This window comes from Kitasatospora sp. NBC_00374, from assembly GCF_041434935.1.
Lineage (GTDB): Bacteria > Actinomycetota > Actinomycetes > Streptomycetales > Streptomycetaceae > Kitasatospora.
Genome location: NZ_CP107964.1, coordinates 737,737 through 759,664, shown reverse-complemented (window position 1 = coordinate 759,664; position 21,928 = coordinate 737,737). Strand labels below are relative to the sequence as shown.

The window sequence follows — 21,928 nt, the reverse complement described above, 5'->3', positions numbered from 1 at the left end:
CGGGCAGTCCGCCCGTAGCCGTGTGCCCCGCTCGGCGGTCTCCCGATGGCGGCGCCGAGCGTGCCCCACCACGCTGGGGGAGGGTCTTCCAGAGGCGGGGTCATGTCGGAAGTGATCGTTCAGCTCCGGGTGCCACCGTCCGGAGCAGTGGCCGGCGCACCCGCGTCCCCGGTCGGCGCAGTCGGCGCCGGCCTCCTGCGGACGGGGCTGCGCCTCGAACCGCTGCATCCGGGCGCCACGGATCCGGCCTCGGCGACCTGGTACCGCATCGACGTCCCGCCGGACCGGGACGCGCAGGCGGTGGCCGCGGCACTGCGCGAGCGCGCGGACGTCCGGGCGGCCTACGTCAAACCCCCAGCAGCCACGCCGTGACACGTCGGAAGGAAACACCGTGTCCCCCAGCAGCAACGACAACGGCAGCAGAGCCCAGCGGCGCTCGGACGAGGCCCGAGGCCGGCCGGAACTCATCGCCATCGTCAAGCCGGACGCCGCCGTCCGGATCACCCCGTCGGGCGCGGTCGCCGCCCAGGGCATCGACGTCGGCCGCCTGCACGAGTTGGCGGCATCGCCGGACATCACGATGACCCCGCTGTTCGGCGCCGACGAGGACCGGCTGCTCGCGCGCATGCGCAGCGGGCCGGCGGCGGCGTTCGGCCGCAGGCCTCCCGAGGAGGCCGCCGGCCGGATGGCGCGCTTCTACCACGTCGACGCGCCCGAGGACCGCCTCGCCGAGATCGCCGCCGAACTGCTCGCCCTCGACGTGATCGACAGCGCCTACGTCAAGCCGGCCGCCGAACTCGCCGAGGCCGTACGGTCCCCGTCGACCACGGCGGCCGAGCCGATCAACGACATGGCCCCGACCGGGCCGGACGCCCCGCCCGCCACCCCCGACTTCACCGACCGGCAGACCTACCTGGACCCGGCGCCCGGCGGCGTCGACGCCCGCTACGCCTGGACCCTGCCGGGCGGCCGGGGCACCGGCGTCCGGGTGATCGACTGCGAGTGGGGCTGGCGCTTCACCCACGAGGACCTGCTCCAGAACCAGGGCGGCGTCGTCGCCGGTACCGGCGGGTCGGACACCAACCACGGCACCGCCGTCCTGGGCGAGATCAGCGGCGACGCCAACACCTTCGGCATCACCGGCATCGCGGCCGACGCGGTGATCAGCGCGTCCTCGTTCTCGGAGCCCACCGCCACCGCGATCCAGTCCGCGGCCGACCGGCTCGGCGCGGGCGACGTCATCCTGCTGGAGATCCACCGGCCGGGACCCAACAGCGGGGCGGGCGGCCAGCAGGGCTTCATCGCGGTCGAATGGTGGCCGGACGACTACGAGGCCATCCGGTACGCGGTGGACAAGGGCATCATCGTCGTCGAGGCCGCCGGAAACGGCGCCGAGAACCTCGACGACGCCTCGTACGACACCCCGCAGACGGGCTTCCCCTCGTGGTGGCACAACCCGTTCCGGCGGCGCGAACTGGACTCGGGTGCCGTGCTGGTCGGCGCGGGGGCACCACCGCCCGGTACCCACGACCGCAACGTCTGGGGGCCCGACCGCTCGCGCCTGGACTTCTCCAACTACGGTTCCTGCGTGGACACCCAGGGCTGGGGCCGGGAGGTCACCACCACCGGGTACGGCGACCTGCAGGCCGGATCCGACCCGGACTTCTGGTACACCGACACCTTCAGCGGCACGTCGAGCGCCTCGCCCATCGTGGTCGGGGTCCTCGCCTGCGTCCAGGGCGTCCTGCGCGAGCAGGGCCGCAGCCTGCTGTCCCCCGCCCGCGCCCGGGAGGTGCTGCGCGCCACCGGGTCGCCCCAGCAGGACGCCCCCGGCCGTCCCGCCACCCAGCGGATCGGCAACCGGCCCGACCTGCGGCAGCTCATCCCCGCGGCGCTCGCCACGGCGAGCTGGACGGGCGTGCAGTTCCGCGACACCGTCGCGGGCGGCCGGACGGACACCTGGTTCACCCACAGCTGGCCCGCGCACTGGCACGTGCTGTGGACGGTCGTGCCCACCTCGCCGCGGCCGGGGGCACCGCAGCTGCGCTGGAACGTGCGGGTCGAGCGGGCGAACGACGCCACCGCGACGTACTGGATCGACGTGACCAACCTGGTCGGCGACCCCGTCGACTTCGAGGCCCGCTTCGCGGTCCTCGGCTGGTGAGAACTCGGCTGAACCCGGCCGGCGAGAGAGGAACGACCCATGCGGGTAGGAACACAGTTCACCGGGGCACTGGCCCCGGGCGAGACCGGGCAGTGGTTCACCCACAGCTGGCCGGCGGACTGGCAGGTGGCCTGGACCTTCATGCCCATCACACCGGAGCCCGGCGTCCCCCAGATCGAGTGGGACGTCGAGGTCGAGCGGGCCTCGGAGGCCACCGTCACGTACTGGCTGACCGTCACCAACCTCGGCGGTTCGGCCCTGGACTTCGAGGGCCGCTACGCGGTGCTCAACTAGGAGAGGCCCGATCCGATGAAGATGCAGATCACGGTCACCGACGACACTCCGGACCCGGGCACCGTCCGACCCGGCACCGCCCGACTCGGCACCGCCCGACCCGACGCCCGCGCGGCCGGGAGCGCCGCGGATGCCGGGCGGGCACCCGCCGCCGCTGGCGCTCCGGCGGCTGCCGGCACCCCTGCCACCGGCGCCGCTGCGGCTCCGGCCGCCCTCGACGGCGGCGCCGCGCCCGCGTGGCTCGTCGAGCAGGCGCTGCAGGCCGGGGGGAACCCCGCCCAGGCCCGCGCCCGGGACGCGGGCGGCCCGGGCACCGCCTGACCACCGGAGGCCCGAGTGATCGACTGCCCGAGTGCTCGGCTGCTCGACCTGATCGACTGCCCGACCTGTGACCGGCTCCCGACCGTCAGCCGAATGCCACGGGGGAGAACGGGTGGTCGGCAGGCAGGGCCCGGCGCGGATGGGCGGACACGCACCGATGACCCGAGCCGAACACGCCCGCGGTGGATAGCGTGGCCCATGTCAGGGGCCGGTGGCGGCCGCACGGCGCCGCCCCGGCCCGGCTAACGGAAGGGGTGACAGCCATGGCGGGAAACGACCTCGGAAGTCTGCTGGGCGGACTGCTCGGCGGCGGACGCGGCGCAGGGTCCGGGAATCTTCTGGGTGCTCTCCTCGGCGCGCTCGGCAGCGGCGGCGGCGACTCGTTGAGCGGCCTGCTGCAGCAGCTCCAGGAAGGCGGCCTCGGCGCGAAGGCCCGGTCCTGGGTCGGTACGGGCGAGAACGAGCCCGTCACGGGAGCGGAGGTCGCGCAGGCGCTGCCCTACCAGGAGCTCGACCTCGTCGCACGGCAGGCCGGCCTCTCCCCGGAGCAGGCCGCCGACCAGCTCGCCGTCGCGCTCCCGGAGGCGGTCGACCGGCTCACGCCGCAGGGCGAGGTCCCGGCCGGATCCTGGGAGGACCTGATCGCCCAGGCCGGCAGGCGCTGATCCCGGGCGGCCTCAGGCAGAGGTGCACTGGATCTCGAGGCTGGTGTTCCACCAGATCGGCGGTTCGACGACGGCGTGCACGTGGATCTCCCCGCGCACGACGATCGGGGTGCCGAACAGCACGCACTGGGAGCGGACGAAGCCGGCCCGGGCGGCACTGGTGTAGGCGTTGGTGCAGGCGTTCTGGGTCGCTTTGCAGGCGGTGTTGCCGCCGCCGTGGCCACCGAAGACCGCCTGCACCGTCGTCTGCGCGGTGGGCGTGGCTGCACCGGCAGCGGCTCCTGTACGGGGCTCCCGAGGCCCCGTGCCATCTCACCTTTGCTCTGGCTCAGCTTGGCGTGACGGTGGCCTTCGGGGCCATCAGGCAGCGGGTGTTGACCCGGAACAGGAGGCGGTCGGTGCCGCCGCCGGTCTCCACGCTCACCAGATACCGTCCCTCGGTGTGCTGGGCGTCCAGCAGCGCGGCCGGCTGGTTGTCGTAGGTCTCCCGGTAACCCTTGATCTCGAATCCACGCTGCTCGAGTGCGCTGCGGATCTTTCGGACTGCCTCGGGGTGCTGGGCCGTCGGGACCGCACTCGTTACGGCGTAGGAGAGGGTGTACCGGCCGTCGTAGACGACCTCGTCGTGCCTGCCGACACAGTTGGCGAACGACGGGTGGATCGAGGACGGTGTGAGCTCGACCCCGGCCGTCTGCGCCAGGTAGGTGGTCAGCTCCTGTGCCCAGTCCTGGGCGTCCTGGCGGGCCATGGTGGGCAGTGGCTCGGACGGGTCGGGGGTGGGCATGCAGCCTCCGAGGGCAAGGGAGAGGGCGAGCGCGACCATGACGGCGACGGGTCGGCGGCCCCTCGTCGGGTGTGCCGCGCAGGTGCGGACCGGGGTGGTTGGCACGGACAGGCTCCTCACCTGGGGCTTCGGGTGTTCGGGCCGATCCCGTTGCCGGGGTTGGGGTCGATCCGGCGCTCCTTGGGGACTGTTTCCGGGAGCTGGCCGGCGATGATGCGGCCCTGGTTCTGCAGGCTCTGGCTGTCGGGGTCCCAGTAGCCACTGTGGCCGGAGGTGTCGATCTTGATGTTGTTTCCGCCGAAGCCCTCGTACATGGGATCAGGGCCGAGGGTGAGATCCGTGGCGGCCCGGATGTTGTCGTCCCTCGCGGCCCCGACCCAGACGTGTTTCGGATCCATGTGCAGGTCGGCCGCGTTGCCGGTGGTCAGGCCCGGGCTGGCGATCGCGACGATGTCGTCGGCGCCCAGCCCCTGGCCACCAGCCGCGGCGGCGCCGACCGCCGTGGTTCCGTAGCTGTGACCGATGACGGTCAGGTGGCTGCGGTGGTCGCCTTGAGCCACCCGGGTGCCCTGGGTGAACTGCCGCATGTCGGCGGCGCCGTCCTCGGCGCGGCCGCGGCCGGCCACGCTGAGGTCGACCTCGGGAGCGTCGTAGCCCAGCCAGGAGATCACGGACACCGACTGGCCGGGCTGAGCCGAACCGAGCGCGGAGCTCTGCAGCCGGTCGATCCGCTCGATCTGGCCGGGCATGCTCTCCAGGGTGGTGGCCGTGCCCGGGACCAGGACGGCGGTGTGGTCGGCGGTGTCGGGGTTGCCCATGGCGACGATGGCCCGGCCGTCGCCCTCGGGGTCGAGCCCGAGCAGGAAGAGCCGCTTGGCCTCCGGCTCGCCGTCCTGGCGGTCCAGCCGCTGCTTCAGCCCGCGCATCGCCGCTTCGCGCTGGTTGTACTCCTCGTACGTGATCCCCGTCCCGCGCGGGTCGCCGGCCTTGAGCGCGTCCAACTGCTGTTCCAGCACGAGGCGGTTGGCCTCGTCCCGGACGGTCGACGGCAGGCCGTCGAGGCGGCCGATCTCCTCGGGGTGGAGGGCCAGGTAGCCGTGCTGCTGCTCGGGGGTGAGTGACTTCCACCAGTCGGCGGCCTGCTGCGGGTCCTTGTTCGCCGGGATGTACTCGGTCAGGCCGAGGTCCTCGGTCACGTCCTTCGCGTCCTGGGCGGACTCCGCCGCCGCGCCGAACACCCGTGGCCGGGCGAGGATGTTCGCGTCCAGCCGGCCGAGGGCGCGGGCGCCCTGGTCGCTGGCCTCCCGGGCGTCGGCCAGGGCGCGGTCGATGCGCTCCTGGAGCTGCCCGCGAAGGATCGCCGTGTTCTGCCGGGCGGTCCGGGCGTCGGGGTCGTGCTGCTCGCCCGGGTCCTGCGGCGGCATCTCCACGGTGCCGTCGGACGACACCGGCAGGCCCCACTCCTCGGCGCGGTGGAGGGCGTTCAGGAGGTTGGTCCGGGCCTGGTTCATGCGCTCGGACACGGTGTCCAGGGTCAGCGACGCGGCTTCGCCCTCGACCTTGAGGATCTGCAGGATCTCCTCGTTGCGTTCCATCGCGTAGAAGGCGCCGTCGGCGTCGCGGCCTTCCCAGCGGGCGTGCCGCAGGGGGCCGTTGACCTGTGAGCGGTGCCGGGTGTCGGCCTCCTCGGACTCGGCGGCCAGCTGTCGCCAGGCCCGGGCCGCGTCGTGCAGGCTGGCCGGGTCGAACTGCCGGAGGAGTGCGAAGGTGCCGGTCATCGGGCGTCCTGCCGCTGCCAGACCTCGGCCACCGCCCGGTCGTTCCACTCATGGCCGTCGGCGGTGCGCTGCAGGTTGGCGGCGGTCGTCGTGAATCGGTCCCGGACCTTCGCGAGGGTCGGCGCCCAGCCGTCCGCCATGCTCTCCAGCGCGGCACTCACGGACCAGCCCGCCAGCGGTCCGGCCGCCGCACGACTGGCCGTGACCGCGGTGTCGGCCGGCTTCCCGAGCTCCTCGGCGATGCTCTCGGCCACCCGTGCGGAGGCCCGGAGTTCCACGGCGTCGACCCTGATCTGTCCGCTCACTTGCTCCCCTTCCGGCGGTTCTCGAAGGGCAGACGATATCCCCGGAGAAGGGTGCCGGAACGCCGTGATCGGCCTCCGTCGATATCGGCGCGACGGCCCGGTTCGAAGGCCCGAAAGCCGTCCGACCTGGGGAGATCCGGTGCGGTGCGATGGGGACCGGTGTCGATGTCGGCTAATCCGATATGGCGTCAACGGTTCCTTGGTTGACGAACATCAAGGGTGACGCGGCAGCGCCCCGCCGGCCGTCGGGCGGGTCGGCGGGGCGCTGCCATCGGTCCGTCCGGGCTCAGCGGGTGACCCGCCAGGACAGGGTGTCGGTCAACGAGGTGCGCAGTTCCGGGTCGATGACGGCGGGCGTCCGGTCGGTCGCGACGGCGGTGAGGCGGTGGCGCAGCCACCAGGGGCCGGGGAGGCCGAGGGAGGAGATGTCGACCGTGGTGCGGCCGTCGAGTGCGCGCAGCTCCCGGCCGTCGAGGTACCAGCGCAGCCGGGTGCCGGTGACGGGCAGGTCGACGGTGAGGCGGTCCGAACGGGTCAGGACGGTGTCGGCCGGGGTGGCGCTGGCGAGCGTCGACGCGTACCGGTAGAAGCCCGCGATCATCGCCTCACGGCCGGGCAGGTTGAACTCCCGGCCCAGCGACCGCATGATCGAGTTGTCGGTGGGCCGGTAGATCCCGTGCGGGTAGTAGCCGCCGCCTTCGTACGCGCCGACGGTGCCGCCGTCGGGCGAGGTGCGGCCGAGCCAGCGGTACCACTTGGCGTGCTTGCGGCGCATCTGGGCTGCGGTGAGTTCGGTGGTGTTGACCTCGGCCGGTTCGTCCCCGTCGTAGGTGCCGTACTCGGCGTAGAAGTACTCGTCGGCGAGCTTGCCCAGGGAGTGGCCGGTCTCGTGGACGGCTATCTGGCCGGAGCGGTCGTTGCCGCCGGCCACGGTGGCGATGCCCGAGTAGCCGAGCGGGGAGACGATGTCGTTGTAGCCGGCGCCGCCGTACTTGGCGCTGTTGGCGACGACGATGACGAGGTCCGCCTGCGGCGCCTTGGCGGCGTACCGGTCGACGGCGTCGGTGTCGACGCAGAGCAGGCGCTCGATGTCCTCGCACCAGAAGTACGAGCCGAGGGCCGTGTCGCGGACCGTGGACTTCCCGGGGTCGCCGGAGACGCCGGACTGGGCGGAGTGGGCGTCCACGGCCCAGACGTTGAACAGCGCGCGGTACGTCGCGTAGGGCTCGACCGCGGTGATCTCCTGCCACTTGGTGGCGGCGTCGGTGTGGAACCTGTCCTGTTCGGCCGCGGTGTAGCCGTCGCCGACGATGACGACGTCGAGCTTGGCGTCGGTGCTGCCGTTGCGGACGATCGGGGTGACGGTGCCGTCGCCGGCCGAGCGCTCGCTGCGCGGCCGGGGGCCGGCGGCCGGGGACTTGGCGGGCACCAGGGTGCGGCTGATCCCGCCGTCCTCCGCGAAGACCTCGACCTGGTGGCCGGTCGGCTGTGTCCCGCCGCCGACCGGAGCGGGCGCGGCCGCGGCGGTGGGCGCGGCGCCGACGCCGAGGGCGGCCAGGGCGGTGGTGCCGGCCAGGATCAGGGTGGTGAGTCTGCCTCTGCGCACTGTGCAACCCTCCGGGGCTGATGTTAAGTTGATGATTAATCAGACTTAATCGCTGGGTTAATGTAGGGCAGCCCCGCGCATCGGGCAATGGGGCGAGGAAGACCGGCCGGAGGCGCGCGGCGGAAGGAAGCAGGCCATGACCGAAGAGAACGTGCCCACCGGGATCGGGCAGCGGATCCAGCGGCTGCGCCACGAACGCGGCCTGACGCAGCGCAGGCTCGCCGAGCCCGCCTACACCGCCGCCTACGTGTCCACCGTGGAAGCCGGCCGGGTCCGCCCCTCCGAGACCGCACTGCGGCACTTCGCCGAACGCCTCGGTGTCACCAGCGACGAGCTCGCCACCGGCCGCCCGGCCCACCTCGCCACCGAACTGCACCTCGCCCTGACCGAGGCGCAGAGCGCGCTCGCGGCGGGCGACACCGCCGACGCGGCCGAACGGTTCACGGCCTGCCTGGACCGGGCCACCCGGTACGGGCTCGCGACCGCCCGTCCCGCCGCCCTGCTCGGCCTCGGCGACTGCGCGCTGGAGGGCGGCCACCTCGACGAGGCCCGCGCGCACTACGAGGCGGCCGAACGCCTGCAGGCCGACGAGCCGCTGCCCCGCCGCGCCGCCGCGATCCGCGGCCGCGCCGTCGCCCACCTGCTCGCCGGTGAACTCCGCTACGCCTGCTACCTGCTGGAGAGCACCATCGACCAGCTCAACGCGAGCGGGCTGCACGATCCGGACGCGCTGCTGCTGCTCTACTCCGCCGCGATCGGCCCCTACATGGACATGGGCGCCCACGCCCGCGCCGCCCAGGCCGCCGAACTCGCCCTCGCACTCGCCCCCGGTGCCACCGACCCCGCCCTGGTCGCCGGCCTGCACCGCAGCGTCGCCCGCACCCTGATCGCCGAGGGCCGCACCGCCGAGGCCGACGCCTCGCTGGCCAAGGCCCAGGCGCTCTACCAGGAGCTGCGCCTCCACTGTGACCTCGCCAAATGCCACTGGATGCGCGGCTACGTCCACGCCCAGGCCGGCGACCTGGAGCAGGCGGAACGCGAACTGCGCACCGCCCGCACCATGCTGGCCTCCCGGCGGGCCCTGCTCTTCACCCAGCAGGTGGAGGTCGAACTCGCGGACGTGCTGCGCCGCCGCGGCTCCCACCGGGAGGCCGGCGAACTGCTCGGCAGCCTGCTCGACCGGATCGGCCCCGACCGCGGCGCCGTCCACGCGGCCGGGGCGCACCGCCTGCTCGGCCTCATCGCCGAGGACCGGGGCGACCCGGAGGCCGCCGAGGAGCACTACGTCAGCGCCCTGTCGCTGCTCGAACGCGCCGGAGCCGCCGGAGACCTGGCCGACCTGTGCCGCCTGCTGGGCGACCTGCTGCGCCGCGGCGGACGGGTCGAGGCGGCCCTGGACATCTACCGCACCGGCCTCGGCCACCGCGCGGCCCCCGGCACGACGACCCTCGGCCCGGCCCCCGCGCACCCCCCGGTGCAGGCGGGCTGGTGACAGGCCGTCCAGCGGGCTACGAGACTGCTTCGGCGCGGACGGCCGTGGCCCGGACCCCTGCCCGCTCCAGACACCGGGCCAGCCGGGTGATCTCGGCGAGCGTCCCCGTGTACCCGTCGGCCCGGATCCGCCGGAGGGTGTCCCGGGCCTCGGACAGGTCGCCGCCCAGTTCGGCCCGGACCACCTTCATGACGGTGACGGCGCCGGCCGAGGGGTCGGCCAACCGCAGCCGGGTGGGCCCGTGCCGGGCCAGCAGCCGTTCGCGCAGGGCGGGCGGGAGGCCGTCGCCCCGGCCGCACTCGGCGAGGGTCCACCCGCAGGCCGCGCAGTGGGACTCGATGCTCCACTCGATCGACCTGCCGACGAGCGCCTGCCCGCCGTGGCACGTCAGCACCGCCGCACAGGCCGGACACGGGGACGGGTACTCGACGGACTCGCCCGACACGTGCATCAGTCACTCCCCGTCCTCGCCGGGTGCGCGGGCGGCGCCGCGACCTGCCCGGGCCGCGTGCGGTGGTCACCGCGCGAGCCGGTCACGGACGCTACCGCACCGGCGACTTGGTGAAAGTTTGACCACTTTGGTCAAACGTTGACCTCTTCGTGGGAGAGGCGTGGGCGGGGGCGTCGGTACCGTCGGCCGCATGCCGCCCCCGCCGCGCCGAACCTCGGCTCTCCCCGTGCTGCCCTACCGCAGGCCGACGCCCGGCCGCGACTACTGGGTACTGGACGACGTCCTGCCCGAGGCCGACGCGGTGCGGGCCCGCTGCCTGGCGAAGGACGACTGGGTCGAGGGATACCCGTACAAGCCGGAGAGCTGGCCCGGGCTGCGGACGATGCCCGGCCTGGAGCCCGAGGAGCTGGCCCGGGTCGAACGGCTGGTCAGAAAGGCCACCGGGGCCCGGAAGATCTGGCGGGAGACCGCCCCGGGCGGCGCGACCCTCAACCACAACTGCGTCCAGGTCGTCGGCGAGGGCGAGTGCGAGGTCCGGCCGCACGCCGACTCCCGGACCCTGTGCCGGTACGCCGCCGTGCTGTACCTCAACCCGACCGTGCCCGACGACTACGGCACCAGCTTCTTCCGGCAGAACCTGCCCGGCGGGGTGCTCGGCGGCAACCTGGTCGCGGCCCCGCACAACAACCTGGTGGACGCGCTGGGCACCCGCTACGTCCCGCCGGACTCCTTCACCGAGGACGTGCGGGTGCCGCACCGCTACAACCGCCTGCTGCTCTACAAGGCCAACCTGATCCACAGCGCCACCGGCTACTACGGGACGACCCTGGCGGACAAGCGGATGACGGCGGTCTTCTTCTGGATGGCCTGACCCCCCGTCATCGACCCCTGCGGGCTCAGCGTGCCCCGGTCCGCTCGGCGGCGGCCCGGGCGACCGCCTCCGCCACCGGCTCCGGCCCCCCGGCCAGTTCGAGGACCAGGCCGGCCGTCTCCGGCACGTCCAGCAGCGCGGCCAGCACCGCGGCGACGTCCTCGCGGGGGACGTCGCCGACGCTGCGTCCGGCGGTCAGCCGCACCGCGCCGGCGCCCGGCTCGTCGGTGAGCGCGGCGGGCCGCAGCACCGTCCAGTCCAGGTCCTGTGCCATGAGGTACTCGTCGGCGGCGGTCTTGGCCGTGACGTAGGCGGCCCAGGTCTCGTCGGCGCCGGCCGGCGGCGGGCTGCCGGCGCCGCGGGTGGAGACCATCAGGTAGCGGCGGACCCCGGCGAGGACGGCGGCGTCGGCGAGCAGCACCGCGGCCGCCCGGTCGACGGTGTCCTTGCGGGCCGCGCCGCTGCCCGGCCCGGCGCCGGCGGCGAACACCACCGCGTCCGCGCCCGCGAGGTGGACCGCGAGGTCGGCCGGGGTGAGGGCCTCCAGGTCGCACACCAGCGGGCTGGTGCCGTCGGCGAGCAGGTCCTCGCGGTGCGCCGGGTTGCGCACCAGGCCGGTGACGGTGTCGCCGCGGCCCGTGAGCAGGCGGCCGAGGCGGCGGGCGATCTTCCCGTGGCCGCCGGCGATGACGACGTACATGTGGGTCCTCCGTCGATAGTCGAGGGGAGCGGGGCGCCCCGGAGGGCGCGGACGACCCGGGGATCAGAAAGCTATGAGCGCCTTCAGAGCACGCCGTTCGTCCATCGCAGCGTAGGCCTCCGGCACCTCCGACAGGCCGACCGTCAGGTCGAACACGGGCGACGGGTCGAGCCGGCCGGCCAGCACGTCGGCGAGCAGCTCGGGAATGTACGCGCGGGCAGGGGCGACGCCGCCCCGCAGCGCGATGTTGCGGCCGAACATCTGGCCGAGGTCGACACCCGCACTGCCGCCGTGCGGGACACCGACGAACCCGACCGCGCCGCCGTCCCGGGCGATCGAGATCGCGGTCCGCATCGACTCCTCGGTGCCGACCGCCTCCAGCACGGCCGCCGCGCCCTGGCCGTCGGTGAGCTCCCTGACGGCGGCCACCGCGTCCTCGCCGCGCGCCGCGACCACCTCGGTCGCCCCGAACCGCCGTGCGACGGCCGTCCGGTCCCCGTGCCGGCCGAGGATGACGATCCGCTCGGCGCCGAGCCGGTGCGCGGCGAGCACCCCGCACAGCCCGACCGCGCCGTCGCCCACCACCGCGACGGTGGCACCCGGCCGGGCCCCGGCCGCCAGTGCGGCGTGGTGGCCGGTCGACATCACGTCGGACAGGGCCAGGACGGCGGGCATCAGCGCCTCGTCCAGGTCGCGCGGCAGCCGGACCAGCGTCCCGTCCGCGAACGGTACCCGGACCGCCTCGCCCTGCCCGCCGTCCGAGCCCACCTCGCCCCAGAACCCGCCCTGCGGGCACGAGGTGTGCAGCCCCTCCAGGCAGTACGAGCAGGTGCCGTCCGACCACACGAACGGGGCCAGCACCCGGTCGCCGGGCCGCAGCCCGGTGACGCCCGCGCCGACCTCCTCGACCACGCCGACGAACTCGTGCCCGATCCGCTGCCCCGGCTGCCGGGCCGCGACTCCCCGGTACGCCCACAGGTCGCTGCCGCACACGCAGGCGTGGGTCACCCGCACCACCGCGTCCGTGGACCGCTCGACCCGCGGGTCCGCGACCTCCTCGACGCGGATGTCCTGGGGGCCGTGGATGACGGTGGCGCGCACGAGAGCTCCTCGATGGGGAAGGTGGAGGTACGCACTCTCACCCGCCCGCCACCCCGGCGTCCAGCTACATCGTCTACAGAAGTGGTTAAGCTGGACTTATGCTCGATATTCGCCGTCTGGTCCTGCTGCGCGACCTGGCGGAGCACGGCACCGTCACCGCCGTCGCCGAACTGCACCGCGTCACCGCGTCGGCCGTCTCCCAGCAGCTGAAACAGCTGGAGGCCGAGACCGGGGTCCGGCTGCTCGACCGCGACGGCCGCAGCGTCCGGCTCACCGCGGCCGGGCACGCCCTCGCCGCCGACACCGAACCGGTGCTCGCCGCCCTCGAACAGGCCCGGGCCCGGATGAGCGCCCTGGCCGGCCGGGCCGCCGGCCCCTTCCGGGTGGCCTGCTTCACCAGCGCCCTGGCCCCCCTGGCGGCGCCCCTGAGCGCCTTGCTGGAACACGACCACCCCGAGCTGCGGGTGCACATCACCGAGGCCGAACCGGAGGCCAGCCTGCCACTGCTGCGCCACCGCCGCACCGACCTCGCGGTCATCTACCGCTACACCAACCTCGCCACCCCCGACCCGGTCGGCATCGAGACCCGGCCGCTGCTCCACGACCCGCTGCTCGCCGTCCTGCACGCGGACCACCCCGCGGCCCGCGCCGCCGTCGGCGGCGGCCCGATGCCGCTCGCCGCCCTGGCCGGAACCCCGTGGATCACCGCGGCCGAGGGGACCGCCTGCCGTGAGGCGGTGCTGCACGCCTGCCGGGCAGCCGGCTTCGGTCCCCAGATCCGGCACGTCTGCACCGACTTCGCCGCGATGCTCGCCCTCGCCGCCGTCGGCGGCCAGGTCGCGCTGGTGCCGCGCCTCGCGCTCGCCGCCCTGCCGCCCGGGCTGGTGGCCCGGCCGCTCGCGGACCCGGCGCCGGCCCGTACCGTCGAGGTGGCGGTCCGCCGGGGCAGCGCCGGGGAGCCGGCGGTCGCGGCCTGCCTCACGGCACTGGAGCTGGTGGCGGGCGCCGTCCGCTCGGACGGCGGCGCGGGTGCCGGGGGCGACTACTGAAGCGGCGGCTGTGCGTTCCGTCAGCCGCGACGGCGCAGCCGAGGGATCCGGTCGAGGACGGCGGCGAGCCTGGCCGCCTGGTCGAAGAGCTGGGCGGGCCGTGAGCGGTCGCCGTCCAGGTGCGTCAGGGTCTCCATCCCGAGATAGAACGCGACGGCGGCGCTCGCCACCACCGGGACGTTGACCAGCGACGCCAGCGGCTTGCCGCGCAGCAGCGTGGTCAGCACCTCCCCGGCCAACTCCTCCCAGCGGCGCGTCTCCAGCATCAGCCGCTCGGCCGCCCGGGAGCCGGGCCGGGCACCCGCGTAGATCTCCTGGACGGCGGCGATGTGCCCGACCTCGGTGTCCTCCTGGTACAACTCGCGGAGCAACTCGACCACCCGCCCGGCCCGCTCGACCCCGGACAGCTCGGAGCGGTACCGACGGGCCCGCGCGTCGCAGGTGTGCGACAGCGTCGCCACCACCAGGTCGTCCAGGTCGGTGAAGTGGTAGTAGATGACGCCGGGCGCGAAGCCCCCGCTCTGCGCGATCGCCCGGGCGGTGGTGCCGCCGTAGCCGTTGCGGACCAGGCTGGCGAGGGTGGCGTCGAGGATCCGGATCCGGGTCTCGGCGCTGCGGCCGTCGGCGCCGCGCCTGTCAGACAACGCGCACCGGCCGGACACCGTTGGCGGCGAGGAACGGGTCCAACCGGCGGGCCAGCTCCGGCAGATGGTGGCTGGGCACCTGGGGGTAGAGGTGGTGCTCGAGGTGGTAGGTGAGCTCCAGGAAGAGCGCCGGGACGACCCGCCCGCGCAGCGTCCTGGTCCGGGTCAGCGGCGTGTCGCCGTAGCCGTGGTGCGGCAGATGCACCGTCAACAGCGGATACACCCAGCTCCCTACGATCATCATCACCGTGTACGTCAGCACCCCAGGAGCATAGGGCCGGAGCAGCACGCCGCCCACCAGTGCGGTGACCGGCGCCGCGGCCTCGGCGAGCAGCCAGCCGCGGTCCCGTCCGCGCCGGAACGACCACCACCACAGACGGGGAAGGAAGACCGGGCCGTGCAGCAGCGCGCCGAGGAACGACAGGTCGGCGGGGTGCCCCTCGGGGTCGTCGGGGTGCGGGAAGTACCGGTGGTGCTGGGTGTGGGTGGCCCGGTACGCGTGGCCGCTCTCCAGCAGCACCAGTCCGGTTGCGAAGAGTGCCCAGTCGGTGGCCCGCGCGGACAGCCCGAGCGTGCGGTGCACCACGTCGTGGGTGACGTTGACGACCGCGACGAAGACCAGGAAGGCGATCGGCGGCGTGAGCCACCACCAGCCCGCCCACGCCACGGCCGCGTAGAGCAGGACCCCGGCGAACGGGCGGGTCAGCGCGACGGCCCGCCGGCGCCGGGAGGTGACCAGCAGGTCGGTGCCGAGCTCGGCCAGGGTCGGTGCCTTCACCGGCGGTACCCCCGCTCACGCAGCATGCCCTCGGCGACGATCCGGCTGCCCAGCACGCAGGCGACCGTACCGAGTCCGGGCCAGGTCGAGTCACCGACCAGCCAGAGCCCCGGGCCGCCGAGGTCGTGCGGGACGGCGTGCTGGTTGGTGTTGTCCAGCCGCTGGCGCGGACCGCCGACCGCTCCGCCGGGGCGGAACCCGAACCGCCGGTAGCTGCGCGGCGTGCCGGTCCGGGCGAACACGGCCCGGGCCGCCAACTCGGGGTAGGCGCGCCGGGCGTGGCCGATCAGCCGCTCGCCGATCTCCTTCTTGCGCAGGGCGTACGCGCTCTCGTCGAGCCCGTTCCAGGAGGCGATGTCGGTGTGGGTGGAGATCATCACGGCCCGGTGGCCGGGCGGGGCGCTGACCTCGTCCCCCGGCGCGGAGACGGAGACGAACATGTTGTTGCCGTCGCCCAGCGGCCGGTCGTACGACTGCAGCAGCTGGTGGTGGGTGAGCTCCTGGCCGTCCACCTCCTCCTCGGGCACCCCGAGGAAGACCACACAGGCGCCGCCCTGCGCCGCCTCGTCCCGGGCCAGGTACGGCCGCAGCCGGCCGGCGACCGGGAGCTCGGCGCAGATCCGCGCGGTGGTCGCGGCGGGGACGGCGAGGACGAGCCGCCGGGCCCGGACGGCGCCCTGACGGGTGGTGAGCAGGTAGTTCCCGGAGCCGCCGTCCACCCGGGACACCTCGCAGCCCGTCCGGAGCGCGCCGCCGAGCCCCCGGTAGCGCGCCACCAGCACCCGCCAGAAGCCGTGCATCCCGCCGACGTGCCGGCTCAGCCCGGCGCCCCGGATGGTCACGCCCAGCGCCGCGTTGATCAGCGGCGCGTCGTCGATTCCCGCGTGCACGGTGTCCTCGACCAGCATGGACAGCAGCCCGACCAGCGGCGCCTCGCCCCGCAGACCGTGGCCGCGCAGGGCGTCCCCGAGCGTCCGGTTGAGGTGGCGGGCGAGCGGCAGGCCCGCGAGCCCGACCGCACGCAGATCCCGCAGGGCGGTGCCGGGCCCGCGCACCGGCAGCCTGGCGCCCGCGCGACTGGCCTGCCAGAAGGTCTCCGCGAGGCGGTCCAGCAGTGCCCAGAAGCGCCGGTGCCGCTCGGTGTCGCCGAGCATCCGCAGCCGTTCGGCGTGCCAGGCCGCCGGGTCGCGGTGCAGGACGACCTCGCGGTCCGGCAGGAAGGCCCGGTAACCGGGCAGCAGCTGCGCCTCCAGCGGGCCGATGCCGACGCTGTCCAACAGCTCGGCGCCGACCCCGCCGGGCTCGAAGTCGACCAGTGTGGTCGCCCCGACGTCGAAGGAGAAGCCCCGCTTGCGGTAGTAGCCGGCGCAGCCGCCGGCGTGGCCGTGTGCCTCCAGCACCACCGTGGACAGGCCGGCGGCCTGGAGCCGGAGCGCGGTGGCCATCCCCGCCATGCCGCCGCCGACCACCGCCACATCGGCGACCGGCTCGATCTGAACGTTCGTTCTGAACATGCGTTCAGAATGGCGGCGTGCCTGAGCACCCGTCAATGGCTCTGACAGTCAACGCAGTTCAGGACAGGTGTGCCGAGTCCCAGAACGCACCCTCGTAGGCCTGCATCGTCCTGGCGGCCAGCCTCGCCGCCCCCGGGTCCTCGCCCGCGTCGAGGCCCTCCTGCAGGACGGCCAGCGCGCCCTGCTCGAAGCCGGGTGGGAGCTCGGCGAAGTACGCGAAGAAGGCGGCCTCCGCCTCGGTGAGGCCGTAGTGCCGGGGCAGGGCCGCCGCCAGCCGCGCGCAGTAGCCGCCCCAGAAACCGAAGTTGGCCAGCAGCGCGAGCGCGATCTCGCTGCGGGTGCCGAACTGGCCGAGCCAGGCGAGGTGGTGGGCGTAGGACTGCGCCGCCGGACGAGGCTCGTACGCCGCCAGCGCGGCCGCGTCCAGCCCGAGGGCGGCGGCGTAGCCGGTGAGCAGCTCCAGCGCCCGGGCCTCGCCCCCGGCCAGGCCGAGGAACAGCCCGGCCGCCGGCTCGCGATCGCCGAACCGGGCCGCCATCAGCGCGAAGCTGCGGCGGTCGCTGCGGACGATCCGGTACTCCTCACCCGCGATCCCGCGCAGCGCGGCGAGCGGGGCGTCGCCGGACTCCACCAGCTCCACCAGCCGGTTGCGCGCGGCGGCGGGCGCGAGCTCGGTGACGGCCTGCTCGTACAGGTCCTGTGCGCGGGGACGGTCCACGGTTGCCGAAGCTATCGCGGGCCGCCGCACCGACGCGGGAGGCTGCCGGGCGAGTTGCCCGCTGCCCGCCGGCCGGGGCCCTGTGCTCGCCGCGCGACTCCCCGAGGCGGTGGGTGACTGGCCGCGCCGATGGTGGTAGCCATGGTCGGGTACCGGCGGGGGAGCGGCAGCAGCCCCTGCCCGAGTCGGGTACGACGTCGACAGGGAAGGGATGCCATGCCTCTGGAGGGCGACTACCGGCCGAGCCCCGAACAGTGGGTGCGCGAGCAGGTCGAGCTGTACGAGGGCTCGGGCGGGACCGAGGGGACGACGATGCGGGGCCTGCCGGTGATCATCCTCACCACCCGCGGAGCGAAGTCCGGACGGATCCGCAAGACCCCGCTCATGCGGGTGGAACACGCGGGAACCTACGCCGTCGTGGCGTCCAAGGGCGGCGCCCCCGAGCATCCGGTCTGGTACCACAACGTGATGGCCGATCCCAGGGTCGAGCTCCAGGACGGCCCGGTCCGGCAGGACATGACGGCCCGGCAGGTCACCGGCGAGGAGAAGGCCCTCTGGTGGGCCCGGGCCGTCGAGGCCTACCCGGACTACGCCGAGTACCAGACCAGGACCGACCGCGAGATCCCGGTCTTCGTGCTGACCCCCTCGGCCGTCCCGCACTGACCCGGGCGGGCCGACTCACCGCCCGGGGCCGTGGCCCGTGCGCGGGAGACGGACGGCGTCGTCGGGCCCCGGCGGCTCCGGGTCCGGCGACTGCGGGTCCGGGCCGGGCTGCGGCGGGAACGGCGGTACGGGCGGCGCGGGGCGGGGGTCGTCGGGGCGCGGCGGCGACGGGGGGACCGGCGGCAGCGGTCCCGGGTCGGGTGGCAGCGGCCCGATGTCGGGGTCGGGGGGTACCGGGACGGAATCCATCGTCCGCTCCTCCTGCTCGGATCTCGCGCTGCGCCGACCTCGGCCTGCGCGGCGAGGGCCGGCTCCGGGTCGGCGTCCTCAGAGCTCCCGGCCGAGCGCGTCGGCGAGCTGCTTCCTGTCCATTGTCGACCGGCCCTTGATATCGCGCTGCCGGGCCTCGTTGTAGAGCTGGTCGTACGTGGGCCCGCGGGCCCCGCTGTGCGACCTGAGCCCGCCGCGCCGGCCGGAGGAGATGTCCTGGACCGAGCTGCGGCTTGCGGTCTTCGCCTCGCCGTGGCGGGCGCGCTCCTTGTTGACCGTCCGGGCCGCGATCTCCTCCGCCGTGTCCTCGTCCCGGCCGCGCTCCAGCAGGCCCTCCTTGATGTGCTCGTACTGGCGCTCCCGCTTGGGGCTCGATCCTCGGGGCATGACGGGTGCTCCTTCCGGCGGTACGGTCCGGCCTCGGTCCTGCGGCGCCTACCCGCATGGGGCCCGGTGACACGGCGTGCGCAGGACAAATCGGCTGATTTCGGGAGATTAGCCGCCGGGTCCTTCGGGTAGGGCAACAGTCAGGACGGCGCGGCTTGCGCCTGTCCACTTTCGGCCGGTGAACCCCAAGGGCTCCCGGCCGCGCACACGGCACCCATCCGTGCCGGGACGCCTTGTCCGGAGCAGCCGGGCGCAGCGGTCTCCCCAGTCGGGCCCCCCGGGGCCCCCGTCCGCCGCCGACGGCCGCACGGGCCGAGCAACCCGGAACGCTCAGGGAGATGACCACCGTGCCCACCCTTCGTACCGAACCGATCGCCGCCCGCCGCACCGGGGCCGCCCCGACCGCAGCGGCGCCGAGCCCTGCGCCGGAGCCACGCCTCACCCCCGAGCAGCTGAGGTCGATGGGCAAGACGGAGGCGCGCACCCTCAGTGACGCACTGTTCCAGCGGCTCGCCGGGCTGGACCGCGAGTCCCACGCCTACAGCTACGTCCGGGGCACGGTCATCGAGCTCAACATGCCGCTGGTCCGCTTCGTCGCGTCCCGCTTCCGCCACCGCGCGGCGGAGATGGACGACATCGTCCAGGTGGGCACGGTCGGCCTGATCAAGGCCGTGGACGGCTACGACCCGGACCGCGGCGTGGAGTTCCTGACATACGCCGTCCCGACCATCACCGGCGAGGTCAAACGCTTCTTCCGGGACACCTCCTGGCCGGTCCGCGTACCGCGCAGCATGCAGGAGCTCTACCTGCTGGTCGCCCGCGGCTCCGACCGGCTGGAACAGGACCTGGGCCGCCGCCCGACCCCGGCGGAGCTCGCCGAGAAGCTGGACCTCACCCCGGACCAGGTCGACGAAGGCCTGGCCGCCGGACGGCTCTACCGCTCGCACTCGCTCGACGCGCTCGGCAGCGACAACCCGGAGAATCCGGACGAGCCGGGCGGCGCCCTCGTGGACCGCCTCGGCTGCTGTGACCACAACCTGGACCTGGTGGAGTTCCGCGAGGCCGTCCGCCCGCTGCTGAACGAGCTGGCGCCGCGCGAGCGCACCGTGCTGCTCTCCCGATTCTGGGGCAACCGGACGCAGTCCGAGATAGCCGAGGAGATCGGCGTCTCGCAGATGCAGGTGTCCAGGCTGCTGTCCGCCACCCTCGGCCGGCTGCGCGAGCAGCTGGAGGACCGGGAGTCGGACGCCTGAGCGCGGACTCCGGCCCCGCCTGCCTGTCCACCGGACCGTCGCTCAGTGGTGGAGCCCCTGGTAGACCCGGTCCAGCCGGGCGGCGACCACCGGCCACGCGTGCATCGACCTGGCCCGGTCCAGGCCCGCGATACCGAGCGCCTCGCGCTGCGCCGGGTCCGAGAGCAGCCGACGCACCGCCTCGGCCATCAGCTCCGGATGGTCGGGCGGGACCAGCACACCGGTGACGTCGTCCACCACCAGGCTGCGCAGCGCCCCCACGGCGCCGGCGACCACCGGGACGCCGCAGGCCATCGCCTCCAGCGCGACGGTGCCGGACGGGTCGGTCTGCGGCGCGGTGACCAGGATGTCGCTGGACCGCAGCAGTTCCGGGACGGCCTCGTGCGGCACCTCCGGCACCTGCCTGACCTCCGCCGCTCCCGCCGCGGGTGCGGACTCCGCCTCACCACCGACCACGACCAGCCGGGCGTCGGGCACCTCGGCCACCGCCCGGACCGCCGCGCCCACGCTCGCGGCCGACCGGCCGCCGTCCAGGCAGAGCAGCTGGGCCGGGTCGTGCGGCGGATGGTGCGCCGCCGGGGTGAACTGCCGGGTGTCCACGCCCTGCGGCACCAGCAGCACCCGTCCGTGCCGGGCCCCCAGCCGCCGCAGCACCCGTGCCTCCTCCGGGGAGCGGGCGATCACGGCGTCCGCGCTGCGGGCGACGGCGCTCTGCAGCCGGTGCGCACGGCCCGCCAGCGAGGCCGGCAGGGCGCCCTCGTCGGGGAGGACGGCGATCCGCTCGTGCACCGTGCAGAGGTCCGGGATTCCGCGTGCGGCCACCAGGACCGCGAGCCCCGCGTCGAGTCCGATCGCGTGCGCCACCCGGGGCGGGTCCGCCCGCCAACTGTGCTCCAGCTCCTCGGCCATGGCCGGGACCAAGCCGAGGAGGGCCTCGGTGCCGGCGGTGTCCGGCGGCGCGGTGGCGAGTGGTCGGACCACGACCTCCGGCGGCAGGTCGAAGTGGGTCGGCAGGGCGGCCTTCCACCGGCCGAAGAGCGACACCCGGTGGCCGATCGCGGCCAGGGCCTCGGCCATGACGACGAGGCGCTCGGGGACCGCCTCGTCGGTCGGACGGCGCCCGCCGGCGACGATGGCGATGTGCATCGGTCACTCCGCTCGACAGACGGTATGTCCGGCTTCTGACCGTTTTGCTGCCCTCTGAAACCTTCCGCCGATGCGGACCCGCCCGCCGCGGCACGTGCGGACCTATGGTGGAAGGGGCACGCCCGGAGCGACGCGAGGAGCGGGGCCGATGGATGCTGACACCGCCGGTGCGAACGGACACCTGACGGTCTCCGTGCAGCCCTGGACGCGCGGCGTGGTGATCAGGCCGGACGGTGAGCTCGACCACGACACCGTCGGTCCGCTGCGCGAGGCGCTGGACGCCGTCCTCGCCGAACCGCCCGCCAGGCTGGTCGTCGACTGCGGCGGGCTCGACTTCTGCGACTCCACCGGGCTGAACCTGCTGATCCGCTCCCAGGCCACCGCCGAGGCCGGCGGCGGGCGGCTGGTCCTCGCCGCGCCCGGCGAGATGGTCGCCCGGATGCTGGCGGTCACCGGAGTCGGGGAGGTCCTCCAGGTCTACCCGACCCTGGACGAGGCACTCGCCGGGCAGGCTGACGACTGATGGACCGTACGCCCCGCCCGGCCCTGCCGCAGCCACGCGGCCAGATCCGCAGGCTGCGGCTGTTCGAATCCCGAGGGTCCGTCGGCCGGTGCCGCGCCTTCGCGATCGAGGCCCTGCACGACTGGGGCTGGCTCCCCGCCGAGGACGCGGAGGGGCGCGAGATCGCCGGCGACGTCGTCCTGCTGGTCACCGAGCTCGTCACCAACGCCTGTCTGCACGCCGGCGGCCCGCGCGAACTGGTGCTGACCCTCGCCGGGCCCGCCATCCGGGTCGAGGTGTCGGACGCCAGCCCGGCCGAGCCGGCCATCCGCACCGGCCAGCACCCGGCGGTACCGAGCGGGCACGGCCTCAAGGTCGTCGACCGGCTGGCCGCCGCCTGGGGGTACGCCCGCCACGAGGAGGGCAAGACCGTCTGGCTGGAGGTCGCCCGCCGGGCAACCTGAGGCCGGGG

At 74.4% G+C, this 21,928-nt stretch carries 26 protein-coding genes; 12 read left to right on the top strand and 14 right to left on the bottom strand.

All coding sequences use genetic code 11. From position 1 onward, the window contains the following. The first annotated feature begins 102 nt into the window (after window positions 1-102). The 5 genes from OG871_RS03575 to OG871_RS03555 all read left to right on the top strand — a co-directional run bounded on the left by OG871_RS03575 (window position 103) and on the right by OG871_RS03555 (window position 3,444). A complete protein-coding gene (locus tag OG871_RS03575; protein ID WP_371494166.1) occupies window positions 103-372 on the top strand; it encodes a hypothetical protein in 270 nt (89 codons plus the stop codon). A gap of 19 nt (window positions 373-391) precedes the next feature. Continuing rightward, window positions 392-2,164 (top strand): S8 family peptidase, encoded by a 1,773-nt coding sequence (locus OG871_RS03570; RefSeq protein WP_371494165.1) that lies wholly within the window; start codon window positions 392-394, stop codon window positions 2,162-2,164. 39 nt (window positions 2,165-2,203) lie between these two features. After that, window positions 2,204-2,458, top strand: coding sequence for a hypothetical protein (locus tag OG871_RS03565; protein WP_371494164.1), 255 nt, complete (start codon window positions 2,204-2,206; stop codon window positions 2,456-2,458). Window positions 2,459-2,473: 15 nt separating this feature from the next. Next, window positions 2,474-2,779: a hypothetical protein gene (locus tag OG871_RS03560; protein ID WP_371494162.1), complete on the top strand. Its 306-nt coding sequence runs from the start codon at window positions 2,474-2,476 to the stop codon at window positions 2,777-2,779. Between the two features lie 182 nt (window positions 2,780-2,961). Further along, window positions 2,962-3,444, top strand: a complete 483-nt coding sequence (locus OG871_RS03555) for a YidB family protein (RefSeq protein WP_371494161.1) — start codon at window positions 2,962-2,964, stop codon at window positions 3,442-3,444. Window positions 3,445-3,456: 12 nt separating this feature from the next. On the opposite strand, the gene OG871_RS03550 is transcribed toward OG871_RS03555, so the two are convergent. The 5 genes from OG871_RS03550 to OG871_RS03530 form a co-directional block, all read right to left on the bottom strand. Beyond that, entirely contained in the window at window positions 3,457-3,684 is a 228-nt protein-coding gene (locus OG871_RS03550; RefSeq protein WP_371494160.1) for a hypothetical protein, read from the bottom strand. 88 nt (window positions 3,685-3,772) lie between these two features. Then, window positions 3,773-4,333, bottom strand: a complete 561-nt coding sequence (locus OG871_RS03545; RefSeq protein ID WP_371494159.1) for a hypothetical protein — start codon at window positions 4,331-4,333, stop codon at window positions 3,773-3,775. A gap of 11 nt (window positions 4,334-4,344) precedes the next feature. Further along, a complete protein-coding gene (locus OG871_RS03540) occupies window positions 4,345-6,006 on the bottom strand; it encodes an alpha/beta hydrolase (protein ID WP_371494158.1) in 1,662 nt (553 codons plus the stop codon). Next, complete coding sequence (locus OG871_RS03535; RefSeq protein ID WP_371494157.1) at window positions 6,003-6,311, bottom strand: hypothetical protein; 309 nt, start codon at window positions 6,309-6,311, stop codon at window positions 6,003-6,005. The genes OG871_RS03540 and OG871_RS03535 overlap by 4 nt, the downstream gene beginning before the upstream one ends. A 286-nt stretch (window positions 6,312-6,597) precedes the next feature. Further along, window positions 6,598-7,917, bottom strand: coding sequence for a M64 family metallopeptidase (locus OG871_RS03530; protein ID WP_371494156.1), 1,320 nt, complete (start codon window positions 7,915-7,917; stop codon window positions 6,598-6,600). Window positions 7,918-8,053: 136 nt separating this feature from the next. Here OG871_RS03530 and OG871_RS03525 point away from each other — a divergent pair, with 136 nt between their 5' ends. After that, on the top strand, window positions 8,054-9,409 hold the full coding sequence (locus OG871_RS03525) for a tetratricopeptide repeat protein (RefSeq protein WP_371494155.1): 1,356 nt from the start codon (window positions 8,054-8,056) through the stop codon (window positions 9,407-9,409). Window positions 9,410-9,425: 16 nt separating this feature from the next. Here the strand turns inward: OG871_RS03525 and OG871_RS03520 are convergent, their stop codons facing one another. Next, window positions 9,426-9,860, bottom strand: coding sequence for a hypothetical protein (locus OG871_RS03520; protein WP_371494154.1), 435 nt, complete (start codon window positions 9,858-9,860; stop codon window positions 9,426-9,428). Window positions 9,861-10,050: 190 nt separating this feature from the next. On the opposite strand from OG871_RS03520, the gene OG871_RS03515 reads away from it, so the two are divergent. Further along, a complete protein-coding gene (locus OG871_RS03515) occupies window positions 10,051-10,731 on the top strand; it encodes a DUF6445 family protein (RefSeq protein ID WP_371494153.1) in 681 nt (226 codons plus the stop codon). Between the two features lie 25 nt (window positions 10,732-10,756). On the opposite strand, the gene OG871_RS03510 is transcribed toward OG871_RS03515, so the two are convergent. Both OG871_RS03510 and OG871_RS03505 read right to left on the bottom strand, forming a co-directional pair. After that, window positions 10,757-11,431 carry an NAD(P)H-binding protein gene (locus OG871_RS03510; RefSeq protein WP_371494152.1) on the bottom strand — a complete coding sequence of 225 codons (675 nt, stop codon included), beginning with the start codon at window positions 11,429-11,431 and terminating at the stop codon, window positions 10,757-10,759. A 63-nt stretch (window positions 11,432-11,494) separates the two neighbouring features. Beyond that, complete coding sequence (locus OG871_RS03505; protein ID WP_371494151.1) at window positions 11,495-12,532, bottom strand: zinc-dependent alcohol dehydrogenase family protein; 1,038 nt, start codon at window positions 12,530-12,532, stop codon at window positions 11,495-11,497. A 98-nt stretch (window positions 12,533-12,630) separates the two neighbouring features. Here OG871_RS03505 and OG871_RS03500 point away from each other — a divergent pair, with 98 nt between their 5' ends. Beyond that, on the top strand, window positions 12,631-13,581 hold the full coding sequence (locus tag OG871_RS03500; RefSeq protein ID WP_371494149.1) for a LysR family transcriptional regulator: 951 nt from the start codon (window positions 12,631-12,633) through the stop codon (window positions 13,579-13,581). A gap of 20 nt (window positions 13,582-13,601) precedes the next feature. Here the strand turns inward: OG871_RS03500 and OG871_RS03495 are convergent, their stop codons facing one another. From OG871_RS03495 to OG871_RS03480, 4 genes are read right to left on the bottom strand one after another with little or no spacing between them, the layout of a single operon-like run. Beyond that, complete coding sequence (locus OG871_RS03495; RefSeq protein WP_371494148.1) at window positions 13,602-14,225, bottom strand: TetR/AcrR family transcriptional regulator; 624 nt, start codon at window positions 14,223-14,225, stop codon at window positions 13,602-13,604. After that, complete coding sequence (locus tag OG871_RS03490; RefSeq protein ID WP_371494147.1) at window positions 14,218-15,003, bottom strand: fatty acid desaturase; 786 nt, start codon at window positions 15,001-15,003, stop codon at window positions 14,218-14,220. Before OG871_RS03490 ends, OG871_RS03495 begins: the two co-directional genes overlap by 8 nt. Continuing rightward, a complete protein-coding gene (locus tag OG871_RS03485; protein WP_371494146.1) occupies window positions 15,000-16,517 on the bottom strand; it encodes a phytoene desaturase family protein in 1,518 nt (505 codons plus the stop codon). Before OG871_RS03485 ends, OG871_RS03490 begins: the two co-directional genes overlap by 4 nt. A 58-nt stretch (window positions 16,518-16,575) precedes the next feature. After that, the gene (locus tag OG871_RS03480; protein ID WP_371494145.1) at window positions 16,576-17,235 is read right to left on the bottom strand and encodes a transcriptional regulator; all 660 of its coding nucleotides are present in this window, start codon (window positions 17,233-17,235) and stop codon (window positions 16,576-16,578) included. 216 nt (window positions 17,236-17,451) lie between these two features. Between OG871_RS03480 and OG871_RS03475 the strand changes: the two genes are divergently transcribed. Next, window positions 17,452-17,898, top strand: coding sequence for a nitroreductase family deazaflavin-dependent oxidoreductase (locus OG871_RS03475; RefSeq protein WP_371494144.1), 447 nt, complete (start codon window positions 17,452-17,454; stop codon window positions 17,896-17,898). A gap of 327 nt (window positions 17,899-18,225) precedes the next feature. Here OG871_RS03475 and OG871_RS03470 read toward each other — a convergent pair whose 3' ends face one another. Continuing rightward, window positions 18,226-18,555, bottom strand: coding sequence for a plasmid stabilization protein (locus OG871_RS03470; RefSeq protein ID WP_371494143.1), 330 nt, complete (start codon window positions 18,553-18,555; stop codon window positions 18,226-18,228). Window positions 18,556-18,893: 338 nt separating this feature from the next. Here OG871_RS03470 and OG871_RS03465 point away from each other — a divergent pair, with 338 nt between their 5' ends. Continuing rightward, window positions 18,894-19,808: a SigB/SigF/SigG family RNA polymerase sigma factor gene (locus tag OG871_RS03465; protein ID WP_371494142.1), complete on the top strand. Its 915-nt coding sequence runs from the start codon at window positions 18,894-18,896 to the stop codon at window positions 19,806-19,808. Between the two features lie 42 nt (window positions 19,809-19,850). Here the strand turns inward: OG871_RS03465 and OG871_RS03460 are convergent, their stop codons facing one another. Then, window positions 19,851-20,954, bottom strand: a complete 1,104-nt coding sequence (locus OG871_RS03460) for a glycosyltransferase (RefSeq protein ID WP_371494141.1) — start codon at window positions 20,952-20,954, stop codon at window positions 19,851-19,853. A 148-nt stretch (window positions 20,955-21,102) separates the two neighbouring features. Between OG871_RS03460 and OG871_RS03455 the strand changes: the two genes are divergently transcribed. Then, a complete protein-coding gene (locus tag OG871_RS03455; protein WP_371494140.1) occupies window positions 21,103-21,477 on the top strand; it encodes an STAS domain-containing protein in 375 nt (124 codons plus the stop codon). Beyond that, window positions 21,477-21,920: an ATP-binding protein gene (locus tag OG871_RS03450; RefSeq protein WP_371494139.1), complete on the top strand. Its 444-nt coding sequence runs from the start codon at window positions 21,477-21,479 to the stop codon at window positions 21,918-21,920. The genes OG871_RS03455 and OG871_RS03450 overlap by 1 nt, the downstream gene beginning before the upstream one ends. Window positions 21,921-21,928: the final 8 nt, after the last annotated feature.